The organism is Wolbachia endosymbiont (group A) of Melieria omissa (assembly GCF_964031125.1).
In the GTDB taxonomy this organism is placed as follows: domain Bacteria; phylum Pseudomonadota; class Alphaproteobacteria; order Rickettsiales; family Anaplasmataceae; genus Wolbachia; species Wolbachia pipientis.
On the sequence record NZ_OZ035007.1, the window covers coordinates 139,246 to 152,220 of the forward strand.

Here is a 12,975-nt window from a genome sequence, read left to right on the forward strand (position 1 = left end):
GGTGATTTTACAAGAAAATATGCCTGTAGAAGATAAAGATTGTAAAAGCGAGGGTTATATAAGTAATGCTTGATAAGTACTTTATGCATGTAATTGTAAAAATCCTCAAAGGTACGCTGTGTATATAATCTTCGCATACTACCTGCATTCCAAGAACTGCGTGCCAAAAAATGCAAAACAACAATACAACAAAAAATAAAAGCTCTAGAGGGTGATTAATAAATTTTTCACTAAAAGACAAAGAGCTATCAGTATAAAATGTGCAAGAAAATGAATAGATAAACCAAGGAAACAGGAACAGTAAAATTACCGCAGAAACACGCTGAACCCACCAATGATGTACTGAATTTCCAGACTGACTCATATAAACATAAATAAAAAAGCCATAGTAGAAAGAAGTAGCGTTACTGTCAGCAGTATAGCACTCCTTGAAACGCCAGTAATTTCTAAATTAAGCCCAGCATCCCACAATAAATGACGAATACCATTAAGAAAATGATATACAAAACTTATAAAACATAAGACATAAGCTAATTTAGCAACAGGAGTGAATAATAATGCATTTAAGTACCTTACTATAAGTAACTCAGGAAAGTAAACATGTAATATGAAATACCAAGAAAGTATCATTAATAAAAGGAATAGCAAGATACCAGTCAATCTATGCATAATAGAGAAAAAACTAGTAACTTGTACTTTATATATTTGTAAATGTGGAGAAAGAGGTCTATCACTCATAAAATCCGTTATCGGGAAATTAAAATAAAGTAGAAGTAAAGACAGCAGTATAGCACATAACAACACCATCATTAAAAATGGTAAATTATGTGCAAAGCCTAAGGAGGTAATCCAGCTGCAGATTCCCCTACTGCTACCTTGTTACGACTTCACCCCAGTCACCGATCCCACTTTAAATAACTCCCTCCTTGCGGTTAGGTCGTTAGCTTCGAGTGAAACCAATTCCCATGGCGTGACGGGCAGTGTGTACAAGACCCGAGAACGTATTCACCGTGGCGTGCTGATCCACGATTACTAGCGATTCCAACTTCATGCACTCGAGTTGCAGAGTACAATCCGAACTGAGATGGCTTTTAAGGGATTAGCTTAGCCTCGCGACTTTGCAGCCCATTGTAGCCACCATTGTAGCACGTGTGTAGCCCACTCCATAAGGGCCATGATGACTTGACATCATCCCCACCTTCCTCCAGTTTATCACTGGCAGTTTCCTTAAAGTCCCCAGCATTACCTGATGGTAACTAAGGATGAGGGTTGCGCTCGTTGCGGGACTTAACCCAACATCTCACGACACGAGCTGACGACAGCCATGCAACACCTGTGTGAAACCCGGCCGAACCGACCCTATCCCTTCGAATAGGTATAATTTCCATGTCAAGGAGTGGTAAGGTTTTTCGCGTTGCATCGAATTAAACCACATGCTCCACCGCTTGTGCGGGTCCCCGTCAATTCCTTTGAGTTTTAATCTTGCGACCGTAGTCCCCAGGCGGAATGTTTAACGCGTTAGCTGTAATACAGAAAGTAAAACTTCCCATATTTAACATTCATCGTTTACAGCGTGGACTACCAGGGTATCTAATCCTGTTTGCTCCCCACGCCTTCGCGCCTCAGCGTCAGATTTGAACCAGATAGACGCCTTCGCCACTGGTGTTCCTCCTAATATTTACGAATTTCACCTCTACACTAGGAATTCCTCTATCCTCTTTCAATCTCTAGATTAGCAGTTTTAAAAGCAATTCCAAGGTTGAGCCTTGGGATTTCACTTTTAACTTACTAATCCGCCTACGCGCCCTTTACGCCCAATAATTCCGAATAACGCTAGCCCTCTCCGTATTACCGCGGCTGCTGGCACGGAGTTAGCCAGGACTTCTTCTGTGAGTACCGTCATTATCTTCCTCACTAAAAGAGCTTTACAACCCAAAGGCCTTCTTCACTCATGCGGCATGGCTGGATCAGGCTTTCGCCCATTGTCCAATATTCCCCACTGCTGCCTCCCGTAGGAGTCTGGACCGTATCTCAGTTCCAGTGTGGCTGATCATCCTCTCAGATCAGCTATAGATCATTGCCTTGGTAGGCTATTACTCCACCAACTAGCTAATCTAATATAGGCTCATCTAATAGCAATAAATTTTTCCCCCGTAGGGCGTATACGGTATTAGTTGCCGTTTCCAACAATTATTCCGTACTACTAGGTAGATTCCTATACATTACTCACCCGTCTGCCACTAAGTTATACCATAGCAAGCTACAATATAACTCCGTTCGACTTGCATGTGTTAGGCCTGCCGCCAGCGTTCATTCTGAGCCAGGATCAAACTCTCAAATTTAGACTTCAACCTATAAAAGGTTGAGGGTACATCGGATAAATCCGACAAAAAATAATTTAGCTTAATACTGCTGTCTTTATTTCTACTTTAGAAATATTTTAATCTCCAACTATTCAAACAACTTTAAGAATATTATCATGTGATATAATCACTATGTCAATATGTTTTTGCAAATCAAAAGCATTAATGTATAAATATATAACTATTTGGAATATTACCATGAAAAAATACATCTTTCTGCTTGCACTCGCGCCAATGTTAGTTGGCATCACATTATACTTATTGCGCAACATTGATAACACAAAACAATCTATAACTGCAGGTGACAAGTTTTACGAAGTATTATTCTTAAAAAAAGATAATAAGCCGCTGCTAGAAGAAATAGATTCAAATTGGGAGTATTTAGCAAATTTTGAACGCGCATTCAATCATATCTCAGATTCAATGCCAACAGACACAGCATCTATTTATAATGATTTGGCAGATGATAAAGATGCTCCTGGTGTTTTGCGTGAGTTAGCACAATATTTAGAAGTAATGAGCTTACTTCACTCCAACGGTGAAAAAATAAATAAAGACAAAATTGATAATTTAGAATCAAGCACAGTGTATCCTTATTCAAGCCAAGAAGCTATTGCTGTAGTAAAGATACACAATAACGACGTTAAGGGTGCAACTGAAATATTGCGTTCCCTATTAAATGATAGAAAATGCCCTATCCTAATCAAAGCTAATGCACAAGAATTACTCAGGATATATGGGAGTTAACTCATTGGACTTTTTGCATAGCTTTTGGCAGCGCATCGGATGAAACGAAAAAACTTACTTGACACCCTTCGCCAGCCCCCTTATCATGATAGTGAAGCTATTGTATTTGCTTTCGCCAATCTGCAGATTAAAAGGTAAGGATTACTTAATGTATCGGCGTCTTATGTTCAATTTTTTGCAGTATATAGATACTGTATGTCTTTACAAAACTTCATCTACATCTAGATTTTTATCTAAATAAGCTGAACGCGCTTATAAAGCGTTACAAGACATCAAAAAATGCCAATACTCGACAGAGATAGTAAAAGACTAGCTAACTCGGGGATTCTTTGTCTTTTTTTCTGCTTAGTAAACTTCTTAAACATTTGCAGCGTAAGTTAGTTGCAATTAAAAGCAGCTTAATCTTGCTTGTCAAGCGTTTAAAACATAAAAAACGCCAATATTTTAAAGCGGATAATAACCCCAGGGTTTCTTTTGCCTTTTTTTTCATTTGGTAAATTTTTTAAATATTTATGGCTAAAGATTGCACGAATGTTGCAATTACAAAAACGATTTCTACTAGGGTATCACGCACTGGGATGACACCATTCTTTTTCCTGGATCCAAGTAGTCAGGGCACTGGGATGACAGCTACCCTGACAATCGTCACCCCGCTGCTTGTTAGCGGATACCGCGGCGGTATGACGTAGAAGTTATACTTTTATGCTTACCAACTTAATAAAATTCCTGGATTCCAGTGTCAGCTACTTTCATGACACCAACAGTTGATATTGGTTTGTTGCTTTGCTAGCCAACTACTAGCTATGCCTCAAGTTTCCTATTCAAAATTTTCAATATCAAATCCAATTCATTTGGATTATCATACCGTATCATAACTTTACCCTTAGAATTGTTGTCATTAATTTTGATCTTTAAACCAAGTTGAGAAGATATAGCGCCTTCTATTACTGTCATATCTTGATTTCTAGTATATCTCTGCTCTTTTTGATTGTTGTTTTGATGTAGGTCCTTTATCAGTTTTTCAGTTTGTCTAACGCTTAAGCCCTGAGAAACTATTTTTTCTGCAATACTTTCCGCATTTTCAACATTAATCAACGCTCTTGCATGACCCATAGACAATTTTTTCTCATTGATCATTGTTTTCACCCTATCAGGGAGCAACAACATCCGAATCATATTGGTTATGTGGCTGCGGCTTTTGCCTATAGCTGAAGCTAATTCCTCATGTGTATAGAAAAACTCATCTATCAGTTTTCTGTAAGCTTCACCTTCCTCTATTGGATTAATATCTTGCCTTTGTATGTTTTCAATAATGGATACTTCCAAGCATTCCTTGTCGCTCAGATCTTTTATGATAACCGGTGCACTATCAAGATTTGCAATCTTGCTTGCTCGCCAACGACGTTCTCCAGCTATTATTTCATAACCATCATCATTTGAATCTTTGCGTACCACGATAGGCTGTATAATGCCACTTTTCTTTATCGAATTTGCAAGTTCTCTTAATGACTCCTCGTCAAAATGTTTCCTCGGTTGAAATTTGCTTGGGTGCAGTAATGAAATAGGCAAATGCCCTTGTCGATCTTCTTTATTATCATAATTATCGCCTATGAGGCCGGCAAGACCTCTGCCGAGGCGTCTATCATCCTTCATACTACGCCCTCGCTTACTAGTTTCTTCTCCTTACAACTGCTCGCGTGCTTTTTTAAAATTTCCCTTGCCAAACTTATATATGCTTGTGCACCAGGACACTTAAGATCATACACAATAGTGGGTTTTCCATGAGAAGGCGCTTCTGATAACCGTACGTTACGTGGAATAACAGTCTCATACAATGGGATGATAGTTTTGTATACTTTATCATTTAAATACTGGCAAATATCGTTTTTAATCTGTTCACTGAGTTTGTTGCGCCTTTCATACATTGTTAACACTATCCCTTCTATTGCCAAAAAAGGGTTTAGGTTATTTCTTTTTATCAGCTCTACAGTTTTAACTAAATGGCTTAATCCCTCCAAAGCAAAAAATTCACACTGAAGAGGGACAATAATAGAATTAGCAGCAGTCAAAGCATTTATGGTTAGAAGCCCAAGTGATGGAGGGCAATCGATGATTATATACTCATAATTATCGCGTATCTTCTCTAATGCGCTTTTTAGCACAAATTTTCCTCGCTCAAGTTGCGATAATTCAATTTCTGCAGCTGATAAATCAACTACTGACGAAATTAGTGATAAATTTGGAATTTCCTTTATATTGAAAATTGCCGATTCTATCAATTTATTTTCGCTGCTTAGTAGTATTTTGTATATATTTTTTTCTTCCCTACTACGATAAGAAATCCCGAGCCCGGTGCTAGCATTTCCTTGAGGATCAAGATCTACCAATAAAGTGCTTTTTCCCACAGCAGCAAAGGCTGTCGATAAATTTATACTAGTTGTGGTTTTGCCAACTCCACCCTTTTGATTTACTATTGCAATAATCTTGCTCACGCCTTTTATCTTATGTATAAAATAATTCTATTGTATATATGCAAGAAACTTTTGCATTAGAAAATTTTTTTGTTGTTAACCACACTAAAATTAGACTGTCTTTTTTGCTTTGTGTAACACACTTTGAACCTTGTTTCCTAATTCATTCAGAGTGAATGGTTTTGGCAAAAAGTGAAAATCTTCTATATTGATGTCATCACTCTTTAAAAAAGCATCTTCTGCATACCCAGAAATAAAAATAACGTTGATATTTGGCCTATGGATCAATGCTTCTTTAACTATTTCTGGGCCGCTCACCTCTGGCATGATTACATCAGTGATTATAAGATCTATGTGTTGACTTTTTTTACTGATTATTTCTAGCGCCTCGCTGCCTATGCTTGCTTCTATTACATCAAATCCTTTCCTTTTTAGTGCTTTAGCAATGAATTCCCTTACTGAATCTTCATCTTCAATCAATAAAATTATACCATTACCTTTAATTTCACTTACTACCGGTCTTTCTATTTCTTCACTATCTTCCTCTCTCAGATTTTCATCTGATATGTAAACCATGGGCAAAAATATGCTAAATTTAGTTCCATGATTTACTTTGCTAGCAACATAGATGTATCCTTCAGTTTGTTTAATAATGCCATATACAGTAGAGAGGCCAAGACCTGTACCAGAGGTAATATCTTTGGTAGAAAAAAATGGGTCAAATACCTTTCCAATTGTATCACTTGTCATTCCACATCCAGTATCAATTACTTCAATCACAACATAATTTCCATGTTCGATCGTTTCCTTGTCTGGAGAAAACATATCCTGAGGTGTAGAATTTAATGAGTCAATCTTTTGATTAAAGGTTCGTATAGTTAATTCTCCGCCCTTTTCCATAGCAGCACTAGCATTGACTGCTAAGTTAAGTATAACTTGCTCTAATTGCCCTTGATCAGCCCTAACAGCACCCAAGTCTCTACCATAATAAATATTAAATTTTATATTTTCACCTATTAATCTTTTTATCATTTCATAAAGATTAGCTATAGTATTATTTACATCAATAATTTTTGGCTGCAAGGTCTGTCTTCTTGAGAAAGCAAGCAATTGTCTTACTAAATTTGATCCACGCTTTGCATTTTGCTGTATCTGTATTATATCTCCAAAAGATGGGTCACCAGCTGAGTGTTGGAGTAAAAGCAAATCGCAAAATCCTATTATCCCAGTCAATATATTGTTGAAATCATGCGCAATACCACCTGCTAACTGCCCTATAGCTTGCATCTTTTGATAATGCTCAAGCTTTATCTCTAGGTTTTTGTGTTCAGTATTGTCAATAAAATAACAAAGTATGAAGATCATTTTATTATGAAGAAACTTATTGAAATATATTTTTATGTTATTACCGCCGTTGAGCTGTACATCAAAAGACGCATTATTTATTCTATTACTCGAAAAATATTCACGTATTTTCACATGATAACTATCCAATATCAACGTAAAGATTGAATTATTATCTGACCCTGCAAGCTTTATTAGTGCCGTATTTTTCTTTACAAAGTTGCCGTTTATGTCACATTGTGCAATAGCAATTGATGAATTTGCAAAACAAGGGTGTAATTGATAATCAACAATATTTGATTCGGTTGGTGTTATAAAGCCATATATATAGCTATGGTTGTATTTATCACAAAATATAGCAGTGCTCATATAAGCCTTGAATGGAATACCACTTATAGTAAAAAACAAAATTTCATTATCGGTTGTTGTATTGTTATATTTAGATTGAGATATAAAATCACTGATTGAGCTACCTTTTTCCAGTTTTTTTAGTTCAAATATGTCTAAAAATCTTTTATTTACAGATAAAATCACCCCTTTGGCATTTGCAATGTAAGTTCCTATGCTGTGTTTTTCTATTAACTCTTCATATATCTGCTCCTTGTTTATCTGTGTTGCTTTTAATACAAAATACCCATCTGGCCTTGCTATTGGCACTAATGATAAATTTAAAATCTTATTACTATTTATAGCAATTTGGGGATTATCTGGTATCGGCTCAAAGAGCAAAAGAAAGTTAGATACTCTATTCTTCTTGTTTAAGGAAATGCATACCTGTACAGAAGAGTTATTTTTTAGTGCATGATAGAGTACTTTTTTGTCTGCTTCTGAAACATCTCCTATTTCAAGAATCTTGTCTAACGTAATGTCATCATCTATATGATCTTTAAACCTTTCGTAGAACCTTGCATCAGCATAAATAATACCTTCATCTTTATGTAAAATAAGGCAAAATTCTGTATTATGATTTAGTGCATTTGCAAATATTGCATTTTGAAATTCTATAGTATTAAGTAGGTATCTGTAGCGTTTTACATTATACATCATAAAGAGAGTTGTTAGAATGCTAACTAATAAATTAATCTCTATATTAATATGCTGACTATATATATCAAAAAAGTAGAGTATCGATATTGCTACTGGAGGTAAGAGCATAATAACTGCCATCACAACAATTGACATTCCATAATTTCTTAGTATGAAGTCAACCCTGTTCTCTTTTTTGTTATCTATGTATCTTTTATTCATTATTGTTACTTGGCATTGTTGTACATACGAAAATGTTTTATTATATTGATTTAATTATTATAGATTTATTAACGTCTTTGATAGATAATTATCATCCAAATCTAATTAAGTTCCTTAAATATCAGATATAACAATGTTAATAAGCTAGCAAGAGGATATTATGGAAAAACAAAAAACACAAGCATTTAAATGGTTCTGTGCACTAAGAGATAAGATCATAGAATCTTTCTTATTAATTGAAAAACAATCATCCGCAGAGCCAAAGATCGAAAAGAGAAAGTGGGATCGCCCAGGTGGTGGAGGTGGTGAATCTACAATTATTTTTGGTAATGTTTTTGAAAAAGTTGGAGTAAACGTTTCAAAAGTACACGGAAAATTTGCAGATTCAGCCATTAATGAAATTCCTGGTGCAAGTGAAAGTAACGGAGAGTTCTGGGCAAGCGGTATATCTTTAGTGTCTCATATGCAATCGCCCCTTATCCCTGCAGCACATATGAACACAAGGCTGATATATACTTCAAAACAATGGTTTGGTGGAGGAATGGATTTTACGCCAATATATAGAAATGAAGAAGATTGCAAGTATATTCATGAATCAATCAAAATGACATGTGATAGATTTGACACCGGATATTATCCAAAATTTAAAGAGCAATGTGACAATTATTTTTTCTTACAACACAGAAAAGAGCCACGTGGCATTGGTGGTATTTTCTATGATAATCTGAGTTCTGGTAATTGGGAAAATGATTTTGAGTTCACAAAAGCAGTAGGTGAAGCCTTTTTGGAAATTTATTCGCACGTCATACGTAAACATATGCAAAAATCTTGGACAAAAGAACAACGAGAAAATCAATTAATAAAACGTGGCAGATATGTAGAATTCAATCTGTTATACGATCGTGGCACAAGGTTTGGTTTAATGACTGACGGCAATCCAGATGCAATTATGATGTCAATGCCACCACTTGTTAAGTGGTTATAGAGAGCTGCTATTAGTAGAAAATAAATCATCATAGTTTAAAATTGTACCATGGTAGTGAGCTTTTATATAGGGGGTATAATCATGGGCATAATAGATAATTTTTTAATTAAATCTGTCAAAAACAATGACATAAAAGGTGTTAAACTGACTCTAATTCTCTATGATGCATTAAATAGTTTTAGAAAATTCTTTTCAAAGACTATGTCTCTCAAGAATACAGGATCATTTGATATAAATAATAATCAAGCTTTAAATCAGGCTTTAGGACATGCTACAGATCACAAAATAATGGAATTGCTGATTAATCGTGGAGCTGATATCCACTCAATAGATGAGAATGGAAAGAATGTTATAATTCGTGTTATTGAGAGTTTAGCAGAATCAAAAAATCTAAAATTGGATAGTGAGAAAAACTTACCAGCAGAGATAATTCTTCACCCCACAGTTTCCTTTTTACTAGGAAAAGGCGCAGAGTATTATTCTACAGATGATTTGAATGTTGAAGCTATACAACAAAAACCTCCTAGAACCTCTGAATATGAGCCAATAACTATGTACGCTGAGGTGAACAACAATGTAATACCACCTCAAAAACCTTCTAGAACTTTTGAGTATAAGCCAAAGAGCACTAATTATGATGCTTTGCCTTCAAAAGAGCCAATTTACGCTGAGGTGTATGATGCTAAGGTTAGTAACTCATTAGGGGAGAATGGTTATTTGAGTGTATCAGAAGAATCTATTTATGCTGAAATATATGATTCACATAAAAAATCCACTGAAAATTTATCATTGGAAGATAGTGGTTATTTGAGTATATCAGAAGAACCTATTTATTGCACTATAGATGATCTTTCAGAACAAAAAGCCTACTAGCCTAAAACAGAAAGAGCCAGAACAGTCGTCAGAACCTATTTATGCTAGGGTAGATTTGTCCAAGAAAAGAGCAGAAAGAAAAGCAAAAGACATAAAAGCTAATTCTGGAACTTGCCATGGGTTAGTGCAAGATAAAGTGAATGATTGGCAAGTGAAGCTAAATGAGCTAAGTGCTAATAAGTCGATAAGTCAGCAACAGACTAATGATCAAAAAATTAAGACCAAGGCTGGCTTTAGTGTAGAAGAAATAAGGCAGAAATATGAGCGTAGAGATTCTGGCTACGATTCTGGCTATGATTCCGATACAAAAGTTGAACAACAATTAGAATTAGCTCCTAAATCTGAGATAGGTTCAGTGAGTATTGAGCATGGAGTAATAGGAGGCTGTCGATATAAGCATACGCGTCAAGTTAAGGAAATAAAGGTATGAAAGAGATAGAATAATAAGGTATAAGTTCTCCCAGATATACTTTTAGTGAGAGAACCAATGAATAAAATAACTTGCTTATCAAAAAAGCTCAAAGAATTTTTTAATGAAAAAGCAGAGAAAATCTCAATTACAACAAGGTTTATAAAAAGAAAGAGAAAGCTAAAAGGTTCATCATTCGTAAAAGCCATGGTCTTGGGTAATATAGGAGTTGATAATTGTAGCGTAGAAACAATGTGTCAATTACTAAACGAGGACTCGATAGATATAACAAAACAAGGTTTGGATTTTAGATTTACTGAAGAAGCAGTGGAATTTATGAAAAGGATGTATAATGAATCTGTGATTCTCTTTAAAAATATCTTGCAAGTTGATTGCAAAATCTTACAGCAATTTAATAGTGTTAAATTATTGGACAGTAGCTATATTACTCTACCTAACAGTATGGAAGAGATGTATAAAGGTTATGGTACTAGCTACAGTGGCTATGAAAGCAATACTAAGTCTGGAATAAAGTTACAATTAGTTTTCGACTACATGAATCAGATAATAGACCAACTTAATTTAACGGAGGGGGTAAGATCAGACCAGGGATATAGGAAACATTTAAGTAATATATTAAGCAATGATTTGCTAATATCTGATCTCGGTTATTTTGTGCCAAGTTCTTTTAAACAAATCAATGAAATAGGAGCTTATTTCATAAGTCGTTATAAATCCGATACCAACATATATGATGTAGAAACAAATCAAAAAATGGAGTTATTAGAATGTTTAGAGGATAAGTTATTTTTAGAAAACGAGGTATTGTTAGGAAAAGAAGCAAAAATTAGAGTAAGAATTATATGTCAGAAACTAACTGAAGAACAGTCTATGGCCAGAAGAAGGAAAGCTAATAGATTAGCAAGATCGCAGGGATATACATCCTCTAAAAGAAATCAAAAATTGTTGAACTGGTCAATATTTATAACTAATGTTCCAGAAAATAAAATTAGTGCTGAGCAAGTATTAACGATTTACAGAGTAAGGTGGCAAATTGAGTTATTATTTAAATTGTATAAAAGCCATATCAGGCTTGATAAGCTAAAAGGAAAGCCATGCAGAGTATTATGTGAACCATACGCGTCAAGTTAAGGAAAAGTGGTATAAGGAAGAAAGGAAACGAAAAAACTATTTTATATATTAAGTAATAAAGTTATTAATTTATAGATTCTTCTGAAAAAATTATCTTCTTCTAGATAAGAACTCCCTAAAAAAATAAATGTAACAAATAAAATGCCCATCTCAAATGTTGCTATATTTCACGATATTTCCTTAACTTGACGCGTATGATTATGTGAACTATATGCTAAATTGTGCGCAATTCTTATATTTCACGGCATAGTTGGTTGCACAGAAGTGAAAAAGAATACAGAACTTAGCTTAACAAAGGCATTTATTGAGCTAAAAAGGCGGGTTAGAGAGTTATTTTTAGTATTAACCAAAATTAATAGTTTAAAAGCATTTCTTAAAAAACTCACTATAACTTGGTCGCGATTTTCATTAAAAGACAAACGTAGAAGGGCTAGAGTATCCACTTTAACCTCTCTAAATTTGCTCACAATCTCTTAACTTGACGCGTATGGTCGATATAAGATTACTGATATATCCCTCTAACTATGTGATTCAAAATAATTGAATTGACTTTATATATGTAATCGATATAACCTAGTTAGATTCAAGTTGACTCTTTCGTCTAGTGGTTAGGACACCACCCTTTCACGGTGGTAACACGGGTTCAAATCCCGTAAGAGTCACTCAAGTAGAATATAATTAAGGTTTTGAATGGGAAAAATTAGGCTCTATGTTGAAGAAGCTTTATCACAAGGCGTGAGTTTAGCACTTAATCCACAACAAAGTCACTATATTTGCAATGTAATGCGGCTTAAGAAGTATGATAATCTCTCTCTTTTTAATGGAAAAGATGGAGAATGGTTAGGAGAAGTAGTTAATATATCGCGTAAATTGACAGAAGTTACACCCAAAGAATGCACTAAACAACAGCAATATGAGGAAAATTTATACCTGTATTGTGCCATGGTAAAAAGTGCTGCTTTGAACAACATAGTAAGACAGGCAACTGAAATGGGAGTAATCTGCATTCAATTTATTTCAACGGAACGTACAGTGGTAAAAAATATTAACCTAAGTAGAGCAAAATTACAAGCAATCGAAGCAGCGGAACAATCCGGTAGGATAAGTATACCAGAGATTTTGCCTCCTATTAACTTTTGCGAATTACCTGATTCCCAGAGTAAAAATTTTGTTTTATGTGATGAAACAGGTAAAGCTGATAAAGTGCTGAAAGGTAAGAAAAATGTTGCTATTATTGTTGGCCCTGAAGGTGGTTTTTCATCTTATGAACTTGATCTTGCCGATAAGTTTTGTCAAAAATTGAGTCTAGGAAAAAGAATTTTAAGAGTCGATACCGCTGTGGTTGCTGCACTAACTTTCACCAATTGGTGTAGCTAGATTTTT

The 12,975-nt window shown here is 35.0% G+C and carries 12 protein-coding genes, 1 tRNA gene, 1 rRNA gene and 1 pseudogene; 8 read left to right on the forward strand and 7 right to left on the reverse strand.

Translation table 11 applies throughout. The features are described 5' to 3' along the window. Nucleotides 1-7: 7 nt before the first annotated feature. The 3 genes from sdhD to ACQH2Q_RS00600 all read right to left on the reverse strand — a co-directional run bounded on the left by sdhD (nucleotide 8) and on the right by ACQH2Q_RS00600 (nucleotide 2,342). Nucleotides 8-364, reverse strand: a complete 357-nt coding sequence (gene sdhD, locus ACQH2Q_RS00590; RefSeq protein ID WP_010963113.1) for a succinate dehydrogenase, hydrophobic membrane anchor protein — start codon at nucleotides 362-364, stop codon at nucleotides 8-10. Next, nucleotides 361-738, reverse strand: a complete 378-nt coding sequence (gene sdhC / locus ACQH2Q_RS00595) for a succinate dehydrogenase, cytochrome b556 subunit (protein WP_007548462.1) — start codon at nucleotides 736-738, stop codon at nucleotides 361-363. Before sdhC ends, sdhD begins: the two co-directional genes overlap by 4 nt. Nucleotides 739-837: 99 nt before the next feature. Further along, nucleotides 838-2,342, reverse strand: a 16S ribosomal RNA gene (locus tag ACQH2Q_RS00600). 153 nt (nucleotides 2,343-2,495) lie between these two features. On the opposite strand from ACQH2Q_RS00600, the gene ACQH2Q_RS00605 reads away from it, so the two are divergent. Further along, nucleotides 2,496-3,110: a hypothetical protein gene (locus ACQH2Q_RS00605; RefSeq protein ID WP_264339671.1), complete on the forward strand. Its 615-nt coding sequence runs from the start codon at nucleotides 2,496-2,498 to the stop codon at nucleotides 3,108-3,110. A 313-nt stretch (nucleotides 3,111-3,423) separates the two neighbouring features. On the opposite strand, the gene ACQH2Q_RS00610 is transcribed toward ACQH2Q_RS00605, so the two are convergent. The 4 genes from ACQH2Q_RS00610 to ACQH2Q_RS00625 form a co-directional block, all read right to left on the reverse strand. After that, complete coding sequence (locus ACQH2Q_RS00610) at nucleotides 3,424-3,600, reverse strand: hypothetical protein (RefSeq protein WP_182309824.1); 177 nt, start codon at nucleotides 3,598-3,600, stop codon at nucleotides 3,424-3,426. Between the two features lie 311 nt (nucleotides 3,601-3,911). Beyond that, the gene (locus tag ACQH2Q_RS00615) at nucleotides 3,912-4,763 is read right to left on the reverse strand and encodes a ParB/RepB/Spo0J family partition protein (protein WP_264339670.1); all 852 of its coding nucleotides are present in this window, start codon (nucleotides 4,761-4,763) and stop codon (nucleotides 3,912-3,914) included. Then, on the reverse strand, nucleotides 4,760-5,602 hold the full coding sequence (locus ACQH2Q_RS00620) for a ParA family protein (protein ID WP_425383496.1): 843 nt from the start codon (nucleotides 5,600-5,602) through the stop codon (nucleotides 4,760-4,762). The genes ACQH2Q_RS00615 and ACQH2Q_RS00620 overlap by 4 nt, the downstream gene beginning before the upstream one ends. Nucleotides 5,603-5,692: 90 nt before the next feature. Then, nucleotides 5,693-8,173, reverse strand: coding sequence for a response regulator (locus tag ACQH2Q_RS00625; protein ID WP_265024196.1), 2,481 nt, complete (start codon nucleotides 8,171-8,173; stop codon nucleotides 5,693-5,695). A 160-nt stretch (nucleotides 8,174-8,333) separates the two neighbouring features. On the opposite strand from ACQH2Q_RS00625, the gene hemF reads away from it, so the two are divergent. The 7 genes and pseudogenes from hemF to ACQH2Q_RS00660 all read left to right on the forward strand — a co-directional run bounded on the left by hemF (nucleotide 8,334) and on the right by ACQH2Q_RS00660 (nucleotide 12,969). Continuing rightward, nucleotides 8,334-9,158, forward strand: coding sequence for an oxygen-dependent coproporphyrinogen oxidase (gene hemF, locus ACQH2Q_RS00630; RefSeq protein WP_155969192.1), 825 nt, complete (start codon nucleotides 8,334-8,336; stop codon nucleotides 9,156-9,158). An 81-nt stretch (nucleotides 9,159-9,239) separates the two neighbouring features. Continuing rightward, nucleotides 9,240-10,031, forward strand: coding sequence for a hypothetical protein (locus ACQH2Q_RS00635; protein WP_265017791.1), 792 nt, complete (start codon nucleotides 9,240-9,242; stop codon nucleotides 10,029-10,031). Beyond that, nucleotides 10,003-10,461, forward strand: coding sequence for a hypothetical protein (locus ACQH2Q_RS00640; protein ID WP_425383497.1), 459 nt, complete (start codon nucleotides 10,003-10,005; stop codon nucleotides 10,459-10,461). Before ACQH2Q_RS00635 ends, ACQH2Q_RS00640 begins: the two co-directional genes overlap by 29 nt. 57 nt (nucleotides 10,462-10,518) lie before the next feature. Further along, nucleotides 10,519-11,583: pseudogene (locus ACQH2Q_RS00645) on the forward strand (IS4-like element ISWen1 family transposase); the annotation flags it as partial. A gap of 228 nt (nucleotides 11,584-11,811) precedes the next feature. Then, nucleotides 11,812-12,069, forward strand: a complete 258-nt coding sequence (locus ACQH2Q_RS00650) for a hypothetical protein (RefSeq protein WP_425383498.1) — start codon at nucleotides 11,812-11,814, stop codon at nucleotides 12,067-12,069. Nucleotides 12,070-12,182: 113 nt separating this feature from the next. After that, nucleotides 12,183-12,254: transfer RNA gene (locus tag ACQH2Q_RS00655), tRNA-Glu, on the forward strand. A gap of 28 nt (nucleotides 12,255-12,282) precedes the next feature. Further along, entirely contained in the window at nucleotides 12,283-12,969 is a 687-nt protein-coding gene (locus tag ACQH2Q_RS00660; RefSeq protein WP_006279818.1) for a 16S rRNA (uracil(1498)-N(3))-methyltransferase, read from the forward strand. Nucleotides 12,970-12,975: the final 6 nt, after the last annotated feature.